Source organism: Roseibium hamelinense, from assembly GCF_007830545.1.
In the GTDB taxonomy this organism is placed as follows: Bacteria; Pseudomonadota; Alphaproteobacteria; order Rhizobiales; family Stappiaceae; genus Roseibium; species Roseibium hamelinense.
Genome location: NZ_VLLF01000001.1, coordinates 543610 through 568509 on the forward strand (window position 1 = coordinate 543610; position 24900 = coordinate 568509).

At 56.7% G+C, this 24900-nt stretch carries 23 protein-coding genes and 1 tRNA gene; 5 read left to right on the plus strand and 19 right to left on the minus strand.

Annotated features, from left to right (window positions below):
* Positions 1 to 528: 528 nt before the first annotated feature.
* The 7 genes from JM93_RS02610 to JM93_RS02640 form a co-directional block, all read right to left on the minus strand.
* Positions 529 to 1053, minus strand: coding sequence for a regulatory protein RecX (locus JM93_RS02610; RefSeq protein ID WP_145340494.1), 525 nt, complete (start codon positions 1051 to 1053; stop codon positions 529 to 531).
* Between the two features lie 15 nt (positions 1054 to 1068).
* Positions 1069 to 1881, minus strand: a complete 813-nt coding sequence (locus JM93_RS02615) for an MBL fold metallo-hydrolase (RefSeq protein WP_145340495.1) — start codon at positions 1879 to 1881, stop codon at positions 1069 to 1071.
* Complete coding sequence (locus JM93_RS02620) at positions 1878 to 2681, minus strand: TatD family hydrolase (protein ID WP_145340496.1); 804 nt, start codon at positions 2679 to 2681, stop codon at positions 1878 to 1880. Before JM93_RS02620 ends, JM93_RS02615 begins: the two co-directional genes overlap by 4 nt.
* Positions 2682 to 2773: 92 nt before the next feature.
* Positions 2774 to 3850, minus strand: a complete 1077-nt coding sequence (locus JM93_RS02625) for a DNA polymerase III subunit delta' (protein ID WP_145340497.1) — start codon at positions 3848 to 3850, stop codon at positions 2774 to 2776.
* Complete coding sequence (gene tmk / locus JM93_RS02630) at positions 3840 to 4562, minus strand: dTMP kinase (protein ID WP_145340498.1); 723 nt, start codon at positions 4560 to 4562, stop codon at positions 3840 to 3842. Before tmk ends, JM93_RS02625 begins: the two co-directional genes overlap by 11 nt.
* 44 nt (positions 4563 to 4606) lie before the next feature.
* Positions 4607 to 5770 carry a D-alanyl-D-alanine carboxypeptidase family protein gene (locus JM93_RS02635; RefSeq protein ID WP_145340499.1) on the minus strand — a complete coding sequence of 388 codons (1164 nt, stop codon included), beginning with the start codon at positions 5768 to 5770 and terminating at the stop codon, positions 4607 to 4609.
* Between the two features lie 90 nt (positions 5771 to 5860).
* Positions 5861 to 6973, minus strand: coding sequence for a septal ring lytic transglycosylase RlpA family protein (locus JM93_RS02640; protein ID WP_145340500.1), 1113 nt, complete (start codon positions 6971 to 6973; stop codon positions 5861 to 5863).
* Between the two features lie 586 nt (positions 6974 to 7559).
* On the opposite strand from JM93_RS02640, the gene JM93_RS02645 reads away from it, so the two are divergent.
* Positions 7560 to 7649, plus strand: a tRNA-Ser gene (locus JM93_RS02645).
* A 60-nt stretch (positions 7650 to 7709) separates the two neighbouring features.
* On the opposite strand, the gene JM93_RS02650 is transcribed toward JM93_RS02645, so the two are convergent.
* The 4 genes from JM93_RS02650 to JM93_RS02665 form a co-directional block, all read right to left on the minus strand.
* Entirely contained in the window at positions 7710 to 8360 is a 651-nt protein-coding gene (locus tag JM93_RS02650) for an NADPH-dependent FMN reductase (RefSeq protein WP_145340501.1), read from the minus strand.
* 33 nt (positions 8361 to 8393) lie between these two features.
* The gene (locus JM93_RS02655; protein ID WP_196220759.1) at positions 8394 to 8657 is read right to left on the minus strand and encodes a TIGR03643 family protein; all 264 of its coding nucleotides are present in this window, start codon (positions 8655 to 8657) and stop codon (positions 8394 to 8396) included.
* A 112-nt stretch (positions 8658 to 8769) separates the two neighbouring features.
* Positions 8770 to 10008 carry a saccharopine dehydrogenase family protein gene (locus JM93_RS02660; RefSeq protein ID WP_145340502.1) on the minus strand — a complete coding sequence of 413 codons (1239 nt, stop codon included), beginning with the start codon at positions 10006 to 10008 and terminating at the stop codon, positions 8770 to 8772.
* A 70-nt stretch (positions 10009 to 10078) separates the two neighbouring features.
* Positions 10079 to 11176, minus strand: a complete 1098-nt coding sequence (locus tag JM93_RS02665; RefSeq protein WP_145340503.1) for a carboxynorspermidine decarboxylase — start codon at positions 11174 to 11176, stop codon at positions 10079 to 10081.
* Between the two features lie 273 nt (positions 11177 to 11449).
* Here JM93_RS02665 and JM93_RS02670 point away from each other — a divergent pair, with 273 nt between their 5' ends.
* Positions 11450 to 12091 carry an SOUL family heme-binding protein gene (locus tag JM93_RS02670; RefSeq protein ID WP_155197712.1) on the plus strand — a complete coding sequence of 214 codons (642 nt, stop codon included), beginning with the start codon at positions 11450 to 11452 and terminating at the stop codon, positions 12089 to 12091.
* A gap of 217 nt (positions 12092 to 12308) precedes the next feature.
* On the plus strand, positions 12309 to 13586 hold the full coding sequence (locus tag JM93_RS02675; protein WP_145340505.1) for a hypothetical protein: 1278 nt from the start codon (positions 12309 to 12311) through the stop codon (positions 13584 to 13586).
* A 256-nt stretch (positions 13587 to 13842) separates the two neighbouring features.
* Here the strand turns inward: JM93_RS02675 and JM93_RS02680 are convergent, their stop codons facing one another.
* Positions 13843 to 14592 (minus strand): hypothetical protein, encoded by a 750-nt coding sequence (locus JM93_RS02680; RefSeq protein ID WP_145340506.1) that lies wholly within the window; start codon positions 14590 to 14592, stop codon positions 13843 to 13845.
* Between the two features lie 331 nt (positions 14593 to 14923).
* Here JM93_RS02680 and JM93_RS02685 point away from each other — a divergent pair, with 331 nt between their 5' ends.
* Positions 14924 to 15559 carry an FMN-binding negative transcriptional regulator gene (locus JM93_RS02685; RefSeq protein ID WP_145340507.1) on the plus strand — a complete coding sequence of 212 codons (636 nt, stop codon included), beginning with the start codon at positions 14924 to 14926 and terminating at the stop codon, positions 15557 to 15559.
* Between the two features lie 74 nt (positions 15560 to 15633).
* The gene (locus JM93_RS02690) at positions 15634 to 17295 is read left to right on the plus strand and encodes an alpha/beta hydrolase (RefSeq protein ID WP_208994882.1); all 1662 of its coding nucleotides are present in this window, start codon (positions 15634 to 15636) and stop codon (positions 17293 to 17295) included.
* A gap of 3 nt (positions 17296 to 17298) precedes the next feature.
* On the opposite strand, the gene JM93_RS02695 is transcribed toward JM93_RS02690, so the two are convergent.
* The 7 genes from JM93_RS02695 to JM93_RS02725 form a co-directional block, all read right to left on the minus strand.
* Entirely contained in the window at positions 17299 to 18261 is a 963-nt protein-coding gene (locus JM93_RS02695) for a patatin-like phospholipase family protein (protein ID WP_145340508.1), read from the minus strand.
* 84 nt (positions 18262 to 18345) lie between these two features.
* A complete protein-coding gene (uraD, locus tag JM93_RS02700; RefSeq protein WP_145340509.1) occupies positions 18346 to 18855 on the minus strand; it encodes a 2-oxo-4-hydroxy-4-carboxy-5-ureidoimidazoline decarboxylase in 510 nt (169 codons plus the stop codon).
* A 29-nt stretch (positions 18856 to 18884) separates the two neighbouring features.
* Positions 18885 to 20066: a urate hydroxylase PuuD gene (locus tag JM93_RS02705; protein WP_145340510.1), complete on the minus strand. Its 1182-nt coding sequence runs from the start codon at positions 20064 to 20066 to the stop codon at positions 18885 to 18887.
* 94 nt (positions 20067 to 20160) lie between these two features.
* On the minus strand, positions 20161 to 21225 hold the full coding sequence (locus JM93_RS02710; protein WP_145340511.1) for a BMP family ABC transporter substrate-binding protein: 1065 nt from the start codon (positions 21223 to 21225) through the stop codon (positions 20161 to 20163).
* A 98-nt stretch (positions 21226 to 21323) separates the two neighbouring features.
* Entirely contained in the window at positions 21324 to 22238 is a 915-nt protein-coding gene (locus JM93_RS02715) for an ABC transporter permease (RefSeq protein WP_145340512.1), read from the minus strand.
* Complete coding sequence (locus JM93_RS02720) at positions 22231 to 23325, minus strand: ABC transporter permease (protein WP_196220758.1); 1095 nt, start codon at positions 23323 to 23325, stop codon at positions 22231 to 22233. Before JM93_RS02720 ends, JM93_RS02715 begins: the two co-directional genes overlap by 8 nt.
* Entirely contained in the window at positions 23325 to 24896 is a 1572-nt protein-coding gene (locus JM93_RS02725; protein WP_145341019.1) for an ABC transporter ATP-binding protein, read from the minus strand. The genes JM93_RS02720 and JM93_RS02725 overlap by 1 nt, the downstream gene beginning before the upstream one ends.
* Positions 24897 to 24900 lie beyond the last annotated feature (4 nt).

Consider the following 24900-nt stretch of genomic DNA (forward strand, 5'->3'; position numbering starts at 1 on the left):
ACGGTTACCTTCAACACGACACGGCAAAACTGCGGCCCCGTTCTGCAAGTTAAGTTCGGCAGTACAGCTGTTTAGGCGCATAGTTCGCCGATGGCGGCCAAGTGACCTCAAGCCGATGCCCTCAGCCAAGCGGGTAATGGCCGATGAGAAATATCTGCGCCTTCATCGATGAATGGGGGCGCCGACGCGCCTTTCACCGGGCCGAAGTCAACGTCTTCGGCATTATTGACGCACAGGCATCCTTGCCGCTAACTCCGGCATAAGGCGTTCCGCATAGAGGTTAAGACTACAACGGTGACAGGATCCGATTGATCTTGCAGGTACGTGGAACTTTGCCCAACACCCTTTATCCCAGAACCTCCAAATGGGAAAACGATTGCTCGACCTATTTTTATAAGGGTGAGAATGTTATCACGAGTTAACTTGGTCAACTCAACAGATAGAAAAGGGTAGTTACACGCTATCGCTGTGTTTCACAATCATTAGTTGTTGTTTGTGGGTCCGAGGTCCTAACCCTCCCGTGACCGTTCAAGATTGATCGGCGATCACCCGCCGCGAAATGGCGTAGGAAAAGCCTGCCCGGCACAGTGCAGCCATGTCTTTTTCCTGACGGGCCGCCCGTTTCGATGGATCCGAAAAAGGGCCAAGGCGCCGGCGCTGCGCATAGCGAATGGCAGCCTCCATCTCCGATGTGCCGTCCTGCTCCAGCACAGAACTGACAGTTTCCGGCGAGACGCCTTTTGATGATAAATATTGCTTAATTTGGCGCTCCGAGCGCCCCTTGCGGCGCATGGATGCAAGCTTGGTTTCCGCATAGCGCGTGTCGTCGATCAGACCGGTCCGCTCGCATTTTTCAACGACCGTATCGATCAGGCCGATATAGTCTTGCGGGCTCGTTCCGTGATCCCGCGCAGCTTTTATGACCTTGCGTTCCAGAACGCGGCGAAGGTTCGCGCTGGACGACACATAGCGGTCCAGATAGTGCAAGGCGGCACGTTGGAGCCGCTCTTCCGTCGGCAGCTTTCGCTTTTTCCGCTCAATTGAATCGGCCATGGCTGTCTGAACCTGTCAGCTGTCCGAAGGCCGCTCTATGATCAGGCCGTCATAAGCGGGTTCAACACCCGGATGAAGTTCCGAACACAAGGTCCGGTAATCCAAATCGTTGTGCATATTGGTCAAGATGGCACGGCTGGGCTTCGTGCGCTCCAGACATCTGAGTGCGTCGGACAAGGAAAAATGGCTGGGGTGCTGAGAGCGCCGCAATGCGTCGAGAATGAACACGTCGAGCCCCTCGAACTCCGGCAGTACCGGTTGCGGGATATGAGACACGTCGGGCAGGTAGGCAATCCCTGCGAATTTGAAGGCCAATGACATGATATCGCCGTGTACGACTTCGATCGGCTTAAAGGTGATCCGCCCGCCCGGCCCGTCAATCTCGACGGTCTGACCTGCGACAAGGGGATGCGGCTCCAGGATCGGCGGGTAAGACGATCCTGCGGGCGTTTCAAAACAATAGCCGAACGCCGCTTCCGCCCGCCCGCGGGTTGCTGTGTCCATATAGACAGGAATCCGTCGCCTGTTGCGGATGGTGAACACTCGGAGATCATCGATGCCGTGCAAATGATCGGCATGGGCATGCGTATAGAGTACGGCGTCGAGATGACCGATCCCGGCTTCCAGCATTTGCTGTCTCAGGTCCGGTCCGGTATCGATCAGCACCCGGGTCGTCTCGTTGTCGCGGACACGCTCAACCAGAACTGAGCACCTTTTCCTGTTGTTTCTCGGCTCTTGCGGATCGCAGGCGCCCCAGTCATTTCCGATCCGGGGCACACCGCCGGAGGACCCGCAGCCGAGAATCGTCACCCGCAGCACAGCGCTCATGCCACGTCCGCCGGACGGGCTGCGGGCCTTGGAACCTTGGAGAAAAGCCGGAAAAAATTCTCTGTTGTTTGGGTGGCGATTTCATCCAGCGGAAGACCGCGCGTTTCAGCCAGCACCTGAGCCGTCATTGCGGTATAGGCCGGCTCGTTGCGTTTGCCGCGTTTGGGCTGTGGCGCCAAATAAGGTGCATCGGTTTCGACCAGAAGCCGGTCGGCGGGCAGTTCCCTTGCAATGTCTCGAAGTTCTTCAGACCTCTTGAAGGTCAAAATACCGGAAAAGGACACATACAGCCCGAGCTCGACCCCGGCCATCGCCAGATCGCGTCCGGACGAAAAGCAATGCAGAAGCGCCGGGAAACTGCCTTTGCTCATTTCGTCGCGCAGGATAGCCTCCATGTCGGCGTCAGCATCACGTGCGTGGATTACAAGCGGCAGGCCGGTCTGGCGCGCGACATCGCAATGTACCCGCAACCCCTCCGCCTGTGCATCGCGCGGGGCTTTGTCATAAAAATAATCAAGACCGGCTTCACCAACTGCAACCACTTTGGGGTGTTCTGTCAGTTTGACGATTTCGTCGGCCGTAATACCCCGCTCCTCACCCGCGTTGTGCGGATGCGTGCCAACTGAACAAAAAACTTCCGGATAGTTCTCTGCTATGGCCAGTACGTTTTGAAACTTCCTCACCCGCGTACAGATCGACACCATGAGATCGACGCCTGCAGCGTGTGCGCGCTCAATGAGCGCGTCCCGGTCCTCGTCGAAATCTGGAAAATCAAGATGGCAATGACTGTCTACAAGCATGGAGTTCCGCTGCGGTCGGTTTTTAGGTCAAATAGCGTTTTGGTGTCCACTCGGTAGTCATGAACGAAAAGAAGTTCAAGTGCCGTGCATGCTCAAGCAGTCGTGCTTGGTCGTTTTGCCAGTTGGAAAAAGAAATCCAGCACCACCTGTTTGCGGTCGAGATTGAGGGCATCTGTTTCCCGTATGGATGCATTGATCCGGTCCCAGAGCTGCGTCCAGAACAGGAGATTACGTGCCGCCACGCGAGTATCCTCGCGCATTTGCGAATGCACCCACGTGCGCGCGATGTGCTGAAAGCTCTGCCAGTTATCTTCCTGGCCGCGCGCCGATACCAAATCGCTGAGCCCATGGAGAGCGGGAACATCAATGCTAGGCGCAGCCGCCGCCAGGCCAACAAACCCGCGTGTGATGGCCAAGCCGTCACCTGAAAGCAACGTCAGCGCGGACCGCAGGCTGCCATCGGCAAAATGCGTCAGATCTTCAAGATGCGAGCGGTCCTCGATTTGTCCGGGTGCCAGTTCATTGAGGCCGATTTCCAGTTCGTCAGTTTGCAAAGGTGCCATGTCCAGACGCCGGCACCTCGACCGGATGGTTGGCAGCAAGCGGCCAGGCGCGTGCGACAGAACCAGAAACAGGCATTGAGCGGGCGGTTCTTCCAGAATTTTCAGGAGCGCATTCGCCGAGTTCGCATTCATCTCATCCGCAGAATCAACGATACATACCCGCCACGCCCTTGCGGAGGCTGTCGTCCCGAAAAAAGAGACTGTTTTGCGGACTTCATCGACTGGCAAATCCGCCTTAAAGCGCTTGCCCTTGTCATCCCATGGACGCCGTAAATGCAGGATGTTCGGGTGCCCACCAGCTTGCACTTGCCGAAACACGGGATCGTCCGCCGGAAGCGACAGGTCGGAAGCTTCCGCAACCACAGACCCGAACCGGTCCGGATGAGCAATGACATATTTGGCAAACCGAAACGCAAGCGTCGCCTTGCCGATGCCTTTCGGCCCACCCAGGATCCAGGCGTGATGCAGGCGGTCGGAGCGGTAGGCGTTGAGGAGCGCGAATTCGGTTGCCCCGTGGCCGATCAAATTGGCCCGTTGCCTCGGTAGTGGTATGCCATCCAGAGCGTATACCTCCGGGATCAGTTCAACCTCTCCCTTACGCGCCATCGTGGTGTGCCTTTCCAGAATTTTCCGGCTGCAACTGTTCCAAATCCTCGTTTTCCGCTTGAACTTCAGAAAAGTCCTCGGGGAAATGTGTCCTTACAGTCTGCCAGACGGCTTCGGTCACTTCGTCCTGAGGTTTCCGGCCATCTATGACAGACACCCTGTGCGGCTCCGCCTTGGCAAGATCGAGGAACAGAGAGCGCCGCCGTTGGTGAATGCCGAGGGCTTCCCCCTCAAACCGGTCAGGAGGCACACCGCCTTCGGCTTTTGAGCGCTTGCGCACCCTGTTCAGTCCGACTTCTACCGGGATATCTATCAAAATCGTCAGTTCGGGGCGTACACCGGCAACAGCTGCTGCCTCCAGCATTAAAAGGTAGTTCGGGTCAACACCGGCCTCCCCTTGATACACACGCGTGGAATCGGCATAGCGGTCGCAGATAACCCAGTCGCCGCGCTCCAGCGCTGGACGGATGGTATGGTCCACATGGTCTGCGCGCGCGGCCGCAAAAAGCATGGCTTCACCGCGGGGTCCCAGATCCTGCACAGCGCCGGACAAAAGCATCTCGCGGATCTTTTCCGCCCCCGGAGATCCGCCTGGCTCACGCGTTACCACAATAGTGTGGCCTGACGCCTCAAGACGTTTTTTCAGCTGGGCGATCTGTGTCGACTTCCCGGCGCCCTCTCCGCCTTCAAATGTAATGAAACGCCCTGGCACGCGTCTGCCTTCCCTTCCCAAATCTGCTCAGCTTCCACACGGTGTTACAACCATCCGAACAAAAGCTCTGCCAGACCGTCGATTGCACGTGCCTGGAGTGATCCACGTTGAACAGCGGCTCCGGTTTGAAGGGCGCTGGTGTGAACGACCCCGTCCTGCCCGACAACACGTAATTCACCGGCCGGCATCCCTTTGCTCACGGGAGCTTCAAGTGGGCCGTCGTAAACAACTCTGAGCCGATAGTCCAATGTTCCGCCCCGAGGCAGCAATACATCCACGTTCTGTGCTGCGATCAAGGGGACAGTCCCGTGCTCGCCACCAAACACAGATGCTTCGGCAACGACATCCCCTTTTTGATAAAGGGTTTGAATTGTAAAAAAGTCCCAGGCACCTTCGATCACTTCGCGCATCGCCTTGAGGCGGGCATTCACACTGGGAAGACCTGCCACGACTGCGACCACACGCAAACCGTTGCGTTCGACGGAGGCAAGGCCGGCAAACCCGTCCTGTTCGCTCTGCCCGGCACCCAGACCGTCCAAGTTGCGAATTTCGCCGATCAATGGATTTTTGTTGCGCTGAAAGATGTTGTTCCAGGTGAACTCGGGCTCTGAGAACAACGCATATCGATCTGGATGCGATTTCAATATGTAGCTTGCAAGCACTGAAAGGTCCCGCGCCGTTGTTTGCGCACCCTCCATTTCATACCCGGTCGGGTTCATGAACCGGGTTGCAGTCATGCCGATCGTTTCCCCGAAAGCTGTCATGCGCGCCGCGAATCCCGCTTCGGTTCCGGATAGGCATTCGCCAAGAATGATTGCGGCATCGTTGGCGTTATGGATCAGCAAACCGCGCAACAGATCCTCTACCGGGATATCTGACTTGATCGCCGCGAACATGGTCGCCCCCCGCGAAGGCGCGCCGCCGGTTCGCCATGCATGTTCGCTTACGGTGCAGTTCTGATCAGAGGACACCTCAACTTGGTTGAGTGCCTCGAACACAACGGCAGCGGTCATGACTTTTGCTAAGGATCCGGGTGCAAAGGGCGTATCGGCCTCTTTGGCATAAAGGGTGGTGCCGCTCTGCGGGTTGGTGAGGATGGCAATGTCGGCCGACGTTGACAGCGTATCTGCTGTGGCAGCACAAACGGCCGCTTGAAACACGATACCCGCAGCCAAACCGGCCTGTCTCAAGCGTTTCAAAACACCCATGGTTTGTCAGCTTCCTGTCTGTCTCAGTGCCCCAATGGCCACGGCGCTTGCGTTGCCGCCGGACCGAACGGGATCTCTACAGTCAGAAACCTAACGGCGCTTTGCAAGCTCCGCCAGCGAAATGGATCCGCCAGACACAGTTCCGAACACATCATGGGCGGCTGCTACACGGCCATTGGCCATGTAAGACGACACCGCACTACCAGCCTCAAAGGACTGCGGTTCGGCCGGGGCCGGGACCCGCAAGACCCCAAGTGTTCCAGCTGCGGGGGCCGGACGCGGCTCGGAAAATGCCGGAACCGGGACAGGTGTTGCCGACGTCGGTGTCACAACCTCATCGCCGGTGAGGCCGCCGGCGAATGTGTTGAGCGACGCAACCTGCACGGTGCCGCGAGACGCCTCGAACGCGATCGCGGGATCGAAAGCGGCCTGGGCGACCTGTGTCTGCCCTGCATAAGCGATTGCAGGCTGAGAGTTGTATGGCCGGGGCGCGGGCGCAGGCGCACCGCCGAATATGAGTTGTGGAGGCACCGCCTGGGCGAGCTGTGTACCGGGGAACGTTCCTCCCGGCTGGACTGCGTCAGGGCCGCTGTAAGATGCCATCAGATATTTTTCGTCCTGGCCATCAAGACGGGCTTTGCCGATATACTCGACCTTGACCTTACCGATGCCTTGATCTTTCGTGCCGAGCATTGTCGCAACGCGCTCGGAAAGATCGATGATCCGATTTCCGTGGAACGGGCCGCGGTCATTGACGCGCACGATCATCGACCGGCCGTTTGAGACATTGGTCACGCGCGCATAGGACGGCAGCGGCATGGTGGTGTGGGCAGCGGTCAAGCCGTTGCGGTCAAAGACCTCGCCGTTGGCAGTCTTGCGGCCATGGAAGGTCGGCCCATACCATGACGCCAAACCGACGTTTCTGTAATTCGGATCATGCTTCGGGTAGTACCATTTGCCGGCGATCTTGTATTTTTTGCCGACCACATACCGCCCCCCGCCTTTAGGAACGGGCTGACCTGCGGCAACCACTTTGGGGCTGCCTTTCACGCCGTATTTCTTAGGGCTGAATTTCGCCTTGGGTGTTTCGGGTGTTGCGCTACACGCTGCCAGGACGCCAGCGGCAGCAGCAACCAAAAGTCCGGTGCGCAACGGCGCCCAATATTGCTTGAAGTGACCGGAACCCGATTTGTTCTGCCCCATGCTGCCCCTCAAACACGTTTCCGCAAGCCTGCGTTGATCGCCAAAGTCTTGCATCCGCTACCCTAACTCACATGCGCCGGCTGCCCCGCACTGCGCAAATTGACGATGGACCATTGGCTGGCAGCGCCACCCATATCCTGACGGGAGACAAGCTCCCAACACAACAAGCACGGCCAGCCCCCGCTCGGCCCCGCTTAGCTGGTTAAACCGCAACTTTCTTACTCTAAAGTGAATCACCCGTCGAGAGGTGTTTGCTCCAGCGATCGATTGCCGGCGAACCGTCCACACCGAACCGGCCTAAAATCGGAAGAACGAGTGCGTGATATGTACCAAATGCACGTTTGTGATCCAGGTCACAACCTGAGGCGGCCGGACGTCCTAGCGTATTGGTGTTGCAAGCGACCGCCCTGTCGCCTTGCAGTCGCTGGAACCCACCTCCAGCAAATTGGCCGCCGGTCTACTCCCTGCCCACGACACCGGACCGGCGGCCCGCCCCTTCTACGTTTTCCAAATGTGTTTAATGGAATTCCTGTTTGAGGGGCTTGACTTTATGCTCTGAAAAAAGGAAACGGAGGCCCTGCGGCCTGGAGGGGTGGCAGAGTGGTCGATTGCAGCGGTCTTGAAAACCGCCGAGCGTGCAAGCGTTCCGTGGGTTCGAATCCCACCCCCTCCGCCATTTTCCCGTTCGTTTTCCGATATTTCGTAGGGTCCGTCGTACATCCAGCTGCGCGGAAGATCATGGCGCGTTGCGCTGCGACGGATCCTTCAAAAAGGCATCTGGACGGGTGCCGTTTCCGGTTGCACGGGCCGTCTTCGATGCGGCCGCCCACCACAGAAGCTGTGAAATTGTCCGGCCCAGATAGCCATCCCATCGCTCAGCATCCACATCGGCAAGGTAGGCCCCGCTTTCAGCAAACACCTCATGCGCCTTTGGCACATGGATCATTGCAGACACTGGCAGGCAGCCAAGTTCAGACAGGAATGTCCTCATATTCACTGCGGCCCGCGCCCCGCCCCATTGGCCGGCCGAATAAGTTGCAATCGCACTGGGCCGGTAAGAGAACAAAGAACTGCCGAAGTGATTCAGCAGATGCGCAAGCGCCGGCGACATGGAGTGATTGTATTCCGGGCTGACCATCACATAGCCGTCGGCGGTGGCTATTTGATCGGCCAGCCTGTCCAGCTGCGCAGGAGCCTTGCCTTCGGAGTAGGAAAACTGGGGTTTGAACGGCAGCGGCAACTCAATTTCAAGCGGATCAATCAGCACGGGATCCGCCCCGGCGGCTGCAAGGCGCTGGACGCAGGCGCGCGCCACCCTTAAGCCCAATCTTGCCGGCCGCGGCGGAGTTGTATCGCGGACCGTTCCCAGAAAAACCAGAATGCGCATGAAGCCTCCCTTATACGCGCCAGGACCGCGTCTTCACGCCTTTTGAGCATGTTTTGCTTTGCGGCCCGACACCCTTTTGCGCCACAGGCGAAAACTCGACGGTTTCATGTTCCGGCGCATAAGGGCAATGACCTGTGGTTCTGACAGACCTGTCTGAATCGCAATATGATCAAAAGCAACCTCATCGTCCCATGCCATGCTGATGATTTCGCTAATCTCGGCATCCGACAAAACTGGTTCGGCTTTGTCCGCCCCATTGGCCACGCCGTGGCGCGTCCGGTTCACCTGCTTGTTCATCCTCACGATAGCCTTGTCTCAAACAGCTTGTGAGACTGAGAGCTAGGGCAGCAAACGAAAAAAGCGCGCAATAGCTGCGCGCTTTTTACAAGGGTCTGAATATCGATCTGCCTTAGAATTCGATCGGCCGGTCGCCGTTGGCGTCTTTGATACGCGTCGGCAGGCCAATCCTGTTCAAGATGCCAAGGAACGGATGCGGCGGCAGTTCTTCAACATTGGCCATCTTCTTGACGTCCCATTCGCCGGTTGCAATCAGCATCGCGGCGGCGACCGGCGGCACGCCGGCTGTGTAGGAAATGCCCTGGCTGCCGACTTCCGCATAGGCTTCGGCATGGTCGGCCACGTTGTAAATAAAGACTTCCGTTTCCTTGCCGTCCTTTGTGCCCTTCACGAAATCGCCGATACAGGTCTTGCCTTCATATTCAGGCGCAAGCGACGAGGGGTCTGGCAAGCAGGCCTTGACCACTTTGAGCGGCACGACTTCCTGACCTTCAGCTGTCGTGACGGGTTGCTCGGACAACAGGCCAATATTCTTAAGCACCGTGAATACGTTGATGTAATGCTCGCCAAAGCCCATCCAAAAGCGGACATCGGCGCCGTCCATGTTTTTCGCAAGCGAATGGACCTCGTCATGGCCGCACAGATAGGCCATGCGCTTGCCGACCACCGGCAGGTCGTATTCCTTGCCGATTTCAAACATCTTGTTGGATTGCCACTCTCCACCCTGCCAGGAATAAACCGTGCCGGTGAATTCCCGGAAGTTGATCTCCGGATCAAAGTTGGTGGCAAAATACTGCTTGTGGCTGCCCGCATTAATGTCAACGATGTCGACGTCGGTCACCTTGTCGAGGTAGTCATCCTTGGCAAGGCGCGCATAGGCGTTGACGACGCCCGGATCAAAACCGGCACCGAGGATTGCTGTGACGCCGGCTTCTTCGCACTCTTGCGCGCGCTTCCACTCGTAGTTTCCGTACCACGGCGGCGTTTCGCAGATTTTGCCCGGCTCTTCATGGATGGCCGTGTCGATATAGGCCGCCCCGGTGTTGAGGCACGCACTCAGGACCGACATGTTCAAAAATGCCGTCCCGACATTGATGACGATTTCAGACTTCGTCTTGCGGATCAAATCCGCAGTGGCCTCAATATCAAGGGCATTCAACTCATGAGCTTCCAGCACACCGTCCTGTTTCATCGCCTTTTTGGCATGCACGGTTTCAATGATCTGGTCGCATTTCAACTTGGTGCGCGAGGCGATATGAATGTCGCCGAGAACATCATTGTTCTGCGCGCATTTATGCGCCACCACCTGTGCGACACCTCCGGCGCCGATGATCAGAACGTTTTTTTTCATCTGTGCTTTTTACCCTTTTTGAGCGTGAAAAGTGACTTTGGACGACAGCATGTACCGGATTGGCCACGCCTTACGACAAGCCGGATTCAAAATCGTCATACGTAAATGCGCGCACCGTTTGCACTGTTCCGTCGGTTTCCTTGACGGCTATCGCCGGCATGGCCACGCCGTTAAACCAGTTCTTTTTGACCATGGTGTAACCGGCAGCGTCCTCGAAAGAGACCCTATCGCCGATTTTCAATTCCTCTGGAAAATCAAACTCGCCAAAAATATCCCCTGCGAGGCAAGATTTACCGCAAATCATGTAGCGATGCGGGCCCTTGTTCGGTTCGACTTTCGCAGTTTCGCGGTAAATCAGCAGATCCAGCATGTGCGCTTCGATGGACGAATCGACTATCGCAAGGTGCTTGCCGTTATAGAGGGTGTCCAGAACCGTCGTTTCCAGTGATGTCGATCTGGTGATCGCCGCTTCTCCCGGCTCCAGATAGACTTGTACACCGTACGCATCCGCAAACCGTTTTAACCGGTCAGCGAATTGATCGATCGGATAGTCTTCACCGGTGAAGTGAATGCCGCCGCCAAGGCTGACCCATCCGGCACGCTTTAAGAGCGGTCCGAACTTATGCTCGATATCGTTCAACATGCGGTCAAACAGATCGAAATCGTCGTTTTCGCAATTGTTGTGGATCATGAACCCGCTAACCTGGTTCATTACCCGATCAACCTTTTCCACATCCCATTCACCGAGCCGGGAAAACGGTCTTGCCGGATCGGCAAGATCAAACGTCGATGAGCTGACCTGCGGGTTGAGGCGCAGCCCTCGGATAATACCGTCGGCCTTGTCGCCGAAACGCTCCAGCTGGCTGATCGAGTTGAAGATGATCTTGTCCGCATGGGACACAACTTCATCAATCTCATGATCGGCATATGCCACAGAGTAGGCATGGGTTTCTTTGCCAAAGCGGGTGTTGCCCAGTTTGACTTCGTTCAGGGACGAAGACGTTGTCCCGTCCATGTAGTCGCGCATGAAATCGAAAACGCACCAGGTTGCGAAGCATTTCAGCGCCAGCAGCGCTTTGGCATCGGACCGCTCGCGCAGATAGGCGATCTTTTCCATGTTGCGCAGCAGCTTTGACTTGTCGATCAGGTAGTACGGTGTTTGAAGCATACTGTGACACAAACCTTCAAAACGGGAATTGGTCGGGCCGTCTCGCACGGGTGGCCCGGCAGATTGTTAAACGCCCGTCGTTTCGCTGTCCGCTGGGCGCTTTTGCCGTTGCCAAGGCGCCTGTTTAATGCAGCTTGGCTCAGCTACAGGTTTCGGGAGGGGGTATAAAACACCCAGCCCATTTTGGCCACACCTTGCACTGTGCAAACTGCCGCTCTGGTGTGTTCTCCGAACAGCACTATGTAGGACCGGGAGACGATTTGGAGACCAGTTTTGATACGCAGAACGGTGGCAGCTGTCTTATTCAGCGGGGTTTTAGCAACAGCATCGTTGTATTATCCGCACCCCGCTTCAGCGGATTTGGAAGAGCCAGCCTATAAAGTCTTGCAGAAGGACGGGTCCGTTGAGATTCGTCAATACGAGCCAGTGACCGCCGCCCAGGTAACGGTATCAGGAAGCCGCAGCGCAGCATCGCGCAAAGCGTTCAATATCTTGTTCGGCTACATCTCGGGCGAAAACACGGAAAAACAAAAGATCTCAATGACTGCGCCAGTTCGGCAGACCAGGGAATCCGTCAAGATTCCCATGACCGCACCGGTTGCCCAAGTCCCGGCCGGCTCCCGGACATGGAATGTCGCCTTCTATCTGCCGTCATCCTTTTCCGAGAAGACCGCACCGGTACCCGACAATGACGCGATTTCGATCATCTCAGTGCCGGGTCAAAAAGTAGCAGCAATCACGTTTTCCGGGCGCTGGACCAATTCAAATTTCCAACGCCATACAAAAGCACTGGAGGCCTACATGAAAACAGAGGGTTTAAAGGCAATCGGATCACCTGTTTTCGCCTATTTCAATGCGCCTTTCACTTTGCCGCCATTCCGCAGGAACGAGGTGCAAATTCCGATCCGGAACTAGTCTTTGCCGTGTTGCCCTTATCCTGAAGCCGATTCGCACCCCTGGCATATCAACGTCATCTGGCCGACACACTTCGGCTCGTCTTCAGAATCTAGCGCTGTAAAGACTGACAAGACCGTTCCGTTGATTGTTTAAAAACGCGATTCAGTTTGGCTAGCGGATTGCGCAAAACGCTGCTCAAGATACCGTTTCCAAGTCATCGGACTGGAGGCGGCGCATGGCGCAAACAGGCACAGAACCGGCACAAACCGCACTTCAATTTGATACGGGGCCCGGTGGTGCGCCATCGACCATTTACGCAAGTTATCAATGGACCGCGCGCGGCTTGACCGAAAACTTCGACGGCGGCGCCGTGCTCTACGGGTTCTGGGATCGCCGCTTTGGTTGCTGGACCGCGCTTGTCAATCGGAAACCGGAAGAGATTTTGCCGGATTGGCCAATCCTCGATTGTCCGGCCTACGGTTTGAAAGCGGAAAGCCTGAGTGTCCTTGGCCACTCTAAACCGGTCGACGGTCACAAGCTCAAACCTGGCCATCGGGCGGACATCTATTTCGCAGAATATCTCAATTCCCTGCCCGTTCTGTTGAAGCGGCTGATCGCTCCCTTCGGACGATCGCAATGGCTCCTACTAGACCTTTGCGCACAGCATCCGCGCCTTTGGCGGCACGTTCACAGGCATGCCGCGTTCGGCCGCGTTGGCGCATTGTCGCTTGCTCTGGACATATTCCGCACCACACAGCATTCCAAAGCCCAGAATAGATTTGCGTTTGCGGATTTCATCGCCAGCGTTCCGCGCGAAAAACTGTTTTCCCAGCTGCTTAACCGGGATTTTTCAAGTGCTGTTTTGGGTGTACTCGACCTGCTTCCGCCCTGCTTGGCGAGCGATCAAGCCGCAGCGCTCGTCAAGGTTCTTGACAACAATCCCGATGGCTCTCCCATGAAACCTGGGCCCGAGCTCCTCGCGCTCAGCGCAGACATCATCAGCACGGCCACTTCGCAATCACCACTCGTCAGTCAGTTTGACAAGCAAGACCTCTTGAACAAGGGCATTTCGCTCCCACGGTTCACCTACATGGTGAGCGAGGGCCTCCGGCACCTGACGGACGCCCAAAAGACAGCCGCTCTCAAAGCGCTTTGCGAAGTCGCCGTGCCACAGACCTTTCAATGGTGGTTCGCACGTTTCACGGACCTTGGGTACAAAAGCCGTGTCTTTCCGCCGCCACCGGTATCCACGGCCGCGCCGCTCTTTCCAATCTCCGACCGGGCCGCGCTCAATTCGGAAGACCATGAAATGCGCAATGGAGTCAGTGCCTACCTGCCCGAAATCCTTGCCGGAGAGCTTTATTTCTATCACTGGGCCGGCGCCCGTCCTGCCACTGTGTGCCTTGCTGCAACCGGTACAGGCGATTGGATTTTCTTTGAGGCTTTCGGTCAGAATAACAGTGTGATTCCAGATGCTACGAGCGCTGAAATTCTAACCTGCCTTAGGAGCTGAGACCCGTTGACTCCAGAGTGGAATATATGAAAATATTTCGGGTAAATTTTGTAACATATAATCCAAAATCAGCGTGTGTGCGTACAATAGAAAAACAAACCGGAACTGACAGTCATCAGACAAGAGTTACTGTGCACGTGGCCCTGCTACATAAAAAAGCCCAAGCAATTAAGAGCTTGGGCTTTTTTATGCGGTTAGGACGCGTAGTGCAGGTCGCCAAGACCACATCTGCTTCGAAGATGGGCGGGAGGTCTCTTCATCGCAGTCGATCGTCAATCATTTGGTCGATAAACGACCGGTACGCGTCGGCACTTAGATCACTCCCCTGCGCTTTCCGGAAGTTGTAGTCACCGGTCAGGACATCGAGCAGGTCTGTAAAATCATTTTCGGAAATCACGTTCAGTTGGTTCATTTGAACCAACTGATCCCGTGCCTGGTGGAACGCGGTATCGAGATTTGAGCTGACATGGATGCCTTTGTGCAAGGTGTTCAAATTGTTCTCTATGCTCGACAAACCGGTCTCCAGATCGTCGACAAAACGATCGTAGGTCGCGCGGGTTGCATGCGTGAACGGATCGGCACCGCTGTTCGGATTGAACGGCTTGCCCGCATTTTCGGACAGCTGGTTTGCCTGATACTCAAGGTTCATCATCATGTCCGTGTATGTATTCTGGATGTTCTGAGCGTACTGGTCCGGAATACCGCACCACCGGAAAAGACGTTGATTGAACGGACCGGCGCCGTTCTGGTACGGGACGTTCTGTTGGTTTCGCTGCGGACCGCTCGACCCACGGTTTGCGATGTTCTGACTGGCTCTGGATTGTTGTGGTCCGGATTTGCGTTTGAAGCTCTTCATTCCGGGGCTTCCAGCCGAAATCCGCTTGTTTGTCCTTGGAGCTGGTTGATCCCAGTTCTTTGGCTGACCCGCTTCGTCATAGCCGACAGAGGCCATTCCCTGGTTCAGGAAAGATTGTGAAAGGTTCCAAAACGGGTTCCAGGATGACATGAGTGTCTCCTTCTTCATTAAAGTTGCAAACGATCGGAATGGCCGCAGGGTGCCAGCCTGGAGTGCCCCGATGTCAAGACACCGGCGAAGAACAGCTCGTCCTGGAGCCCTGGAAGTTGGACAAGCCAACGTCACACAATCGTATCTCGTTGTGACAATTAAGAGAGAACAGTCCGCTTGGTGAAATGCTATCCGGTTATATCGCGATAACCTGTTCCGGCGGCGGGCGCTAACTCGACATCATCACTGTTTTTTGCTGCTGTGATGTGATCAATTGGCGCGCACAAAACCGCCTCCCCGGGCGGTATTAGGTTTGGTTTTGGAGCCACAGATGTATTTGCCCGACCACTTTGACCTGGGGCCTCAAGAAGACGTGTTCAACGCAATCGACGCGGCTCCCTTTGCCAATCTGGTCACAATCACCGACCAAGGACCGTTTTCCACGCCGCTGCCGCTCTATCTCGACCGTGAAGAAGAGCCACATGGCGTGCTTTACGGGCATATCGCCCGCGCCAATCCCCAATGGAAGACCGCGGTGCACGGTACCGCGCTTGCGATCTTCATGGGCCCGGATGCCTACGTATCGCCGTCCTTTTATCCGACCAAGCAGGAAACCGGTAAAGTGGTGCCGACCTGGAATTATGTAACGGTGCAAGCAAGAGGGCCGGTAGAATTCTTCACAGACCAGGACCGCCTGCGTGACGTGGTCAACAAACTGACCGACTTGCAAGAAACCGGCCGCAGCTCCCCTTGGAAGGTCTCCGATGCACCAGACCGGTTCGTAGAGGTCCAGCTGCGCGGGATCGTGGGCGTCCGGCTTCCGATTGCGCAATTGTTCGGCAAGGCGAAACTCAGTCAGAACAAGGCGGGCACTGATTATTCCGGGGTTGTCACGGGCTTGTCGGCGTCTGCCGATCCGAAGGAGACGCAAGTCGGGCGCGCGATGGAAAAACTGTCAAGAAACTAGGCGATTGTGCAGCCGTACATTCTGTTGGACAGTAAGACGATTGATCCTTTAAGCTGCACCTAGGAGCAGTTCCCTTGACATTTTTTTCCCGTTTGTTGCGAGCCTTTGCTGACAATTTGTCAGCATTCGGTCTGATCATCGCAGTGAGTGCGTTCGGGGCATCCCTCACCCCTACCTTGATGCCGCGTGACCCGGCAACGTCCGGTGTTGTTGCTGGTATTGTTGCCGCACTCGGGTATGAAATTGGCAATTGGATCGTCGCCTTTTACCGGTTTTTGGAACTGCCGCGCGGATCGCGACGAACCATTCGGGTCATGAATGTCTGTTCAATTGCGGCGGCAGTTGCGATTATCGCCTATTCCCTTTCGAAAGCGGCCGACTGGCAAAACGCAACCCGCGCCGCGATTGGGCTTGGCCCGGTTGAAACCTCCTATCCGTTCGAAATCCTCGGCATAGGCGCTGGTGTTACGCTTGCACTCTGGCTCATCTTTCGCCTGCTCGGTCTTGCACGGCGTTGGTTGAGTGCGCGTCTTGATCGGTTTGTGCCGCGCCGCATCGGCTATGCTCTTTCCACCATCCTCGTCCTGTATCTGTTTTGGGCCTTGGTCGACGGTGCATTGATCCGCACGGCATTTCGCGCGGCAGACGCCTCTTTTGAAGCAGCTGATATTCTCATCGAACCCGATGTCCCACAACCGAGCGACCCGGAGAAAACCGGCAGTCCGCAGTCTTTGGTCAAGTGGGAGGAAATGGGCCGCTGGGGCCGCGCTTTCGTCAGCACTGCGCCAACATGTGCGGAAATCGAAGCGTTTTTCCCCGGCCCCGCCCAGGACGCCCTGAGAGTTTATGTCGGACGCAGGTCCGCAGACACGGCTCAAGAGCGAGCTGATCTGGCGCTTGACGAATTAATACGGGTCGGCGGTTTCGACCGCTCATCTTTGGTCGTTATGGTGCCGGTCGGAACCGGCTGGATGGACCCGGGCGCGCAAGACACGCTTGATTTCATATTGGGTGGCGATGTCGCAACCGTTGCAGTCCAGTATTCCTACCTGACCAGCGTTTTGTCGCTGCTGGCACATCCGGACTACGGCATTGAACAGTCAAGGCTGCTGTTTAAGACGATATACAATCACTGGACCAAGTTGCCGCCTGAAACGCGACCCCGTCTTTATGTGCATGGCCTCAGCCAGGGTGCGTTCAATTCACAAGCGACATTGCCGCTTCTGGATATGCTCAGCGATCCGATTGACGGCGCCATGTGGGCTGGCTCACCGTTTTTCTCCCGGTACTGGTCTGCTGTCCGGGACAACCGCAACCCGGGCAGTCCCGCCTGGCGCCCAACCTACGGCAACGGATCGGTGGTACGCGTCATGAACCAATATGGCGGCCTGAATGAAGGATACGCCGACTGGGGTCCGATCCGCGCCGTGTTTTTGAACTACGGTAGCGATCCAATTGTCAATTTTACCTTCGACAGCGCATTTCGCCCGCCTGCCTGGATGGCACAACCCCGTGCACCGGACGTTTCAGACAAGCTGAGCTGGTTCCCGATTGTCACCATGCTTCAATTGGCGCTCGATTCTTCGGTTTCCCTAAACGTTCCACACTTCGGGCATTACTACGTGGCTCCGGACTACATAGACGCGTGGGCCGCCATTTTGGAACCGCAGGACTGGTCGGAGCAGAGGGCAGACCAGCTCAAGGAAATTTTCCGGAAACGTGGCCCCGCGTTCTAGCGGCTAGTGATCCTCCATCAGCTCGGCAATCTGCCGCTTGAACCGGTCTTTGCTGGCGTCAACCGAGGTCAGGATGTTCTCAATCTTGAAGAAGTCCATTGTGCTGAAGGTCCCGACCGGCGGTTCAATCAGCAAATCCGGTGATTTTCGTTTGAGTTTCTCGGTGACCAGCGAATGCAGGGTGATGCTGAAGGATCCGATCCAGGTTTCCAGTGCGCTGGGCAGCTTGCCGTCATCGACAAAATCAGTTCCCGTCACATCGACCCCGATGGTTTTGAAGCCCGGATCCAGAACATCAAACGGTGTCGGATTGACAAAGCCGCCATCGATCAGAACGGATCCATTGATCCTTACCGGTGTCAAAAGCACCGGAAGCGCTGAAGAAGCGGCGACCGCTGGGAGCAACGGGCCCTCATTCAGAACAACCTGGCTCTGGCCGTGAAAATTGGTCGCAACGATTTTAAGCGGGATTTGAAGATCGGAAAAAGACTTCGGGAAGCTGCACGGCAGCACCGCTTCGAATAGCACCAATGGGTCAATGATCGCAGGCCTTGTCAGGTTAAACAGGGAAGATATTGGCCGCCCACTGTCCAGAAAAAGCCTTCGTAACAGGGGGCGCCGTTTGGCAAACAACTCGATGACATATGCACGGATCTCAACAGCCGCCATGCCACCGGCGTAGAGGCTGCCCAGGATTGCCCCCATGGATGTTCCGGCGAGCTCGTCCGGCTTGATTCCCAGTTCGTCAAAAGCCTCCAAGACCGGGATATGGGCAAAGGCCTTTGCTGCGCCCCCGCCAAGCGCCACCGCAAGGCCCGATTTTTCGGCAGGCGAAAAAGCAGTTCCTGAAGACGTTCCGGCACCCGCTCCGCTTGTACCGCCTTGTGCTTGGGCACCAGATGCCAGACTGAGAGACGCCGCAGATGACAGGGCGCCCATCTGGAGAAATGTCCGTCTGTGAAGCATGCTCTCTCCCGGCTTGATGCGCTTTTCGTATCACCAAGCCTCCCACTCACGAAGTCCTTTTTGGCCCTTCGTCTAAGCACCCGGCTATGAAGCGATCCGCTCTTCCAGGCGGAACCGGAATATCCGGGAGATTTGCGACAGGGCCATTGCAAACTCTGCGTCCGGCGTATGCTCGATGCGGTCCTCGAATGCCGCCAAAATCATGTGTTTGGTCGCGCCTTTGACCGCAAAGATAAACGGAAAGCCGAATTTTTCACGGTACCGGTCATTGAGGTCGGTGAACCGGGCATATTCGGCGTCAGTCAGCGTATCAAGCCCGGCGCCTGCTTGTTCTTTCTTGGAATCTTCGGCGACCACACCGGCCCGCGCCGCCTTGCCGGCAAGGTCTGGATGCGCGCGGATCAGCGCAATTTGTTCATCCCTGGACGCAAATTGCATGGCTGCCTCGAATGCCGAGATCACAGCATCCCGATTGCGATAGGGCAGCGCGGCAAATGCACGTTCGGCCACCCAGGGAGAATGCTCTGCTACATCGCCAAACGCCTGCAGAAAGGTGTCTTTTTTGAAGCAATTTATCTGCTCAACCGTATGCATGCCCCCTCCCTCGATATCGGCTGTTTGTATCAGTCCTGTTGGGCAAGCCACGTTCCCAACAACACCCTTTCTTCGTCTGACATACCAGACTCATTGCCAAGCGGCATGGCATCGGACTGGACCGCCTGCGCCATGACCAAATCGGCATACCGGCGCAGGTCCTCAGCCGTTTCCAGATGAATGTTTTTCGGAGCTTCCTCAAACCCGTCATAAGTCGGGTTTTGCGCATGGCAGGCAGCGCAATGCAATTGCGTGATTTGAACAGCCGTCGCATCGGCGACCACGTCGCCGCCAATGAAATCACGTGGCGCGGTCATGATAAGCGCGAGCACAAGCCCGGCCGCAGCACCTGGCAGCGTCCACCAGAATTTGGCAAAGCTGTCGCCCGCATCGTGGCGGTTCAGCAAGTGTCGCACCATTCCGCCGATCACCAGCACAAGCGCCACCAACAGCCAGGACTGCGGGTGCCCGGTCAGCATCGGATAGTGGTTGGACACCATCATCAAAAGGACGGGGAGCGTGAGATAGTTGTTGTGGATCGAGCGCTGCTTGCCCATGGCGCCCAATGCGGGATCCGGCGCTTCACCTTTCATCAGGCTGGCAACGATTTTCTTCTGGTTCGGGATGATCACGCCGAACACATTGACAGCCATGATGGTGCCCATGAACGCGCCCACATGGATCAGGGCGCCGCGCCCGGAATAAACATGGGTGAACATGTACGTCGCGGCCATGATCAAAGCGAAAACACAGACTGCAAGAAGCAGCGTGTTGTTGCCGATGGGCGAACGGCAAAGGCGGTCATAGATCAGCCAGCCAAGAACGAGCGATGCCACCGAAATCAATATTGCTTCACCGGCAGTCAGCTCAAGCACACTGGGATCAATAAGATAAGCTGATGCATTGAAGTAGTACTGCACGACCAGAAGCGCAAAACCGGTGACCCAGGTCAGATAGGCTTCCCATTTGTACCAGATCAGATCGTCCGGCAGTTCCTTCGGCGCGACCGTGTATTTTTCGACATGGTAGAACCCGCCGCCATGCACTTCCCAGGCGGTTCCGAACACGCCTTTCTTCATCTTTTCCCGTTTCCGAAGGGAAAGATCGAGCGCAATAAAATAAAACGATGTGCCAATCCACGCGATCCCGACGATCAGGTGGGCCCAACGGAATAGCAAGTTCAGCCAATCCATTGCAAATGCAAGGGTCATTGCAGCGCGTCCATGTCGATTATGAGGGGCAGCATCCGGGCGTTTGAATTTGCGCCCGGATGCGCCTTTTAGCTAAGCGTAAGGCCTTTGCGGCTTACTGCTCCAGTTCGTCGTCGATGCCTTGAACGTACCAGTTCATCCCGAGGATCGCGCCGTCATCCAACCGCACGCCCTCTTCCGCGACAACGGTTCCATCCCGCTTGATGATCGGACCGGTAAACGGCTCCCAGCCATCAATGATCTTCTGTTCCGTCGCTTCTGCCATCGCGACGACATCTTCCGGCAGGTTCGTGTAGGGCGCCATCACGACGTGGCCTTCCGCCAGACCTTCCCAAGAGGAATGGCTTTCCCAGGTGCCGTTGAGGACCTCTTCAACGCGGTGAATATAGTAGGGCGCCCAATCGTCGATGATCGCCGTGTATTGTGCGTCCTTCGCAAAGTTGATCATGTCGGACGCCTGGCCGAACCCGTGAACGCCGCGTTCCTGAGCGACCTGAAGCGGTGCGGTGGAGTCGGTGTGCTGGCTAATGACGTCAGCACCCTGGTCGATCAGCGCTTTCGCGGCGTCGGCTTCCTTGCCCGGATCAAACCACGTGTTCACCCAAACAACCTTAACCTTGAAATCCGGGTTGACGGACTGAGCCCCAAGCATGAATGCGTTGATACCGGACACCACCTCGGGGATCGGGAAAGACGCAATGTAGCCGGCAGTCCCGGTCTTGGATTGCTTGGCTGCGATCTGACCGATGATGTAGCGGCCCTGATGAAACTTTGAATTGTATGTCGCCACGTTGTCGGCGGTCTTGTAGCCGGTCGCGTGCTCAAACTTCACATCTGGGAATTTCTTTGCCACCTTGATGGTCGGGTTCATGTAGCCGAAGGATGTGGTGAAGATAATCCCGCAGCCTTCCCGGGCGAACCTCTCAATTGCGCGCTCGGCATCCGGGCCTTCCGCCACGCTTTCAAGATACGCGGTTTCGACCCGGTCGCCGAAATGCTCTTCTACGGCCAGGCGGCCTTGATCGTGCTGATAGGTCCAGCCGAAATCGCCAACCGGCCCGACATAGACAAAACAGGCCTTCAGATCAGCAGCCTGAGCGGCAGATCCGGCAGCAGCGAAGGCAACGGCAGCAACCGTGGCTTTCAAGAACTTCTTCATGTTGACATACCCCTCAGGATTATCATTTGGCGATCGGTTTGGAGGAAGAACCCGGCACATGATCGCAGATGCGACGGGCTGGACATGTGTGGCAGCCCTCACCTGTCCGGTACAAACGGCTTGCCAAGGCAGGCCGGCGTATTCACCAGTGTCAGTCTGCGGTTTGCAGAAATCAAAACAAGCACAACAATTGTCGCCAGGTAAGGCAGGCTGGACAGGAATTGAGACGGAATATCGAGTTCAATCGCCTGTGCATGAAGGTTCAGCACCCCCACCGCCCCGAACAGATACGCCCCAATAATCACCCGGAATGGAAGCCAGGACGCGAACACAACGAGTGCCAGCGCGATCCAGCCCCGCCCGGCTGTCATGTTTTCCACCCACTGCGGCGTGTATGCCAATGACATGTAGGCGCCGGCCAGCCCTGCACAGGCGCCGCCGAAAAGGACGGCCAGAAACCGGACCTTGATAACGGAAAAACCGAGCGCATGCGCGGACCCGTGGTTGTCGCCAACCGCGCGCAGGACCAGCCCCATCCGGGTGCGGAACAGCCCGTACGCAACCAGGCCGACCAGCGCAAAGCTCAGATAGACAAGCGCATCCTGCTGAAAGAAAACAGGTCCGATGAAGGGTATATCGGACAGAACCGGGATGTACAGCTCGGGTATTTTCAATCCCGGCACACCAATGAAGGCTTCTCCGATCATGCCGGACAGACCAATTCCGAGAATCGTCAGCGCCAATCCGGTGGCAACCTGGTTGGCGACCAGAAACAGAACCAGAAAACCGAACAGGGCCGACATTGCCATGCCAGCCAGGATCGCACCGACCACGCCCAAGGCCCCGGATCCGGTCTGGTTTGCGACCGCAAATCCGACGACCGCGCCCATAATCATCATGCCCTCGACACCCAGGTTCAAAACGCCGGAGCGTTCAACCACCAGCTCGCCGATGGCGGCAATCAAAAGCGGGGTGGCAGCGGTGATGACCGTCAACAATATGGCTTCAAACATGGGACGGTTCTCCGGTTGTTGCTGAGACTTTGCGGGTAACCAACCGGACCCGATAGAGTATGAGCGTGTCGCAGGCCAAAACAAAGAACAACAACAGCCCCTGGATCACGCTGGCAATCTCATTGGACACGCCAAGTCCGGACTGGACGCCTTCGCCACCAATGTACGAAAGCGCCAAGACGAACCCCGCGATAATGATCCCGATCGGATTCAGCCGGCCCAGAAACGCGACAATGATTGCCGTGAAGCCGTAGCCAGGCGAAATCGACGGCAGAAGCTGATTGAGCGCGGCCGAGACCTCCATGGTTCCGGCAAGACCTGCCAGCGCACCAGCAAGGGCAAAGGAGAAGATCGTCAGTTTCTTGGCGGAAAAACCGGCAAAGCTGCCTGCACGCGGGCTTTCGCCCATGACCCGGATTTCAAAACCTTTCAAGGTCTTTGCCAGGACAATTGCGAGGACGATCGCAATGACAATCGTGATTGGCGTCGCAAGGCTCATCAGTCCGCCAAATACGTCCGGCAATGTGGCGGCATCGGAGAAAATCCGCGATTCCGGAAAGTTGAATCCGTCCGGATCACGCCACGGTCCACGCACGAGGTAATCGAGCAGCAGGCTGGCCACATAAACCAGCATCAAGCTGGTGAGAATTTCATTGGTGTTGAACCGCGTCTTCAGAACCGCGGGTATCAACGCCCACAGAGCACCGCCAACAGCACCGAAAATCAGCATGAGTGGCAAGGTCAGCGCATTCTCAAAGCTTGGAAACAGAACGGGCAAGGCCGATCCGAACAGGGCCCCAACGACAAACTGGCCTTCTGCCCCGATGTTCCAGTTGTTTGACAGGTAACAGACCGCCAATCCGCAGCCGATCAGGATCAGCGGCGTTGCTTTGGCGATCGTGGCCTCCAGCGACCAGCGCTCGGTGAGCGGATCTATGAAAAACTCATACAGTCCCACAAGTGGATTCACACCGGAGATCGCGAAGATGATTGCCGCTGCCAGCGCCGTCAGCCCCACGGCAACCAAGGGCGACATCACCGCCATGGATGCACTGCGTTCCTTGCGTTTGACGAGTTCCAGCCGCATCAATGCGCCTCCCCTTGCGTTTCGGCGCCGCCGGCCATCAAGAGGCCGACACGTTCGCGGGTCATCTGGGCAGCCGGTTCGGCGGCTGAGAGATAACCGCGCGAGATCACGGCAATGCGGTCAGAGATCTGGAAGATCTCGTCGAGATCCTGGCTGATGACCAGAACGGCAGAGCCTTCGCGCGCCAGATCGATCAAGCCTTGCCTGATGAGCGCAGCCGCGCCCGCATCAACGCCCCAGGTTGGCTGATTCACCACCAGTATCCCGGGTTTGCGGTCGAGCTCGCGTCCCATCACAAATTTCTGCAGGTTTCCTCCGGATAGTGAACGCGCCTCCGGGTCATCATGGGACATGCGCACGTCGTAGTGCTTCTTGATCCGCTTTTCGAGATCGTTCGCCTTGCGAAGCGACACCATGCCTGCCTCGATCAGTCCGTCTTTGGTGGCATGGCGCGTCAGGACAACGTTCTGAGACAATTTCAGCCCGGGCACAGCGCCATGACCGAGCCGCTCTTCGGGAACAAAGGCGGCGTTTTTCTTTCGGCGCCAATTGATTGCGCGTGCCCCGGCGGCCTCGCCATCCAGAACCACCATGCCCGGCTGCACCCGCATTTCACCTGACAGAGCGTCAAACAACTCGCCCTGCCCATTGCCGGCAACGCCTGCAATTGCGACAACCTCGCCTGCGCGTACATCCAGATTGATGTCGTTGAGCGCGGTCGCAAACGGCGTGCCTGCTGGCGCGCTCAGGCCTTTCAAGCCAAGCCTTGGTTCACCAGCTGACAGCGCCTTCGTGTGAGATCCGACACCAAGTATTTCTGACCCGACCATCATCTGAGCGAGCGATCCAGCGGTTTCCTTGGTCGGGTCGCATTCGCGCACCACCTGTCCGTGACGCAGGATGGTTGCGTGATGGCAGATCCTTTGCACTTCTTCGAGGCGGTGGCTGATGTACAGCACGGCGCATCCTTCAGAGGCCAGGCGCTGGAGCGTTAAGAACAACCGGTCTGCTTCTTGTGGCGTGAGCACGGATGTCGGCTCATCCATTATGATCAGTTGGGGTTCCTGGAGCAGGCAGCGCACAATCTCGATCCGCTGGCGGATGCCGACGGGTAGATCTGCGACAAAGTCTTTGGGATTCAAGGGCAGACCATAGTCGTTGGACACCGCCTCGATGCGTTTCGCAAGCTCAGCCATATTGCCCGGATTGGGCAGGGCAAGGGCGATATTTTCAACGACTGTCAGCGCTTCAAACAAGGAAAAATGCTGAAATACCATGCCGATACCGAGCGCACGGGCCGCAGCAGGATTGTCAATCCGCACTTCCTTGCCTTGCCAAAGGATCGTGCCTCCATCCGGCTCAAGGGAACCGTAAAACATCTTCACAAGGGTCGATTTTCCGGCGCCGTTTTCTCCAAGTAGCGCATGGATTTCGCCTTTGTGGATCGCAAGATCGACCCGGTCATTGGCGAGAATGTCGCCAAAACGTTTTGTCAGTCCCCGGGCATCGAGAAGATCTCCGGTTTCTTGTCGCGCGCCAGGCGCTTTTTTGTCTTCCGGAGCCTCTGCCATCAAC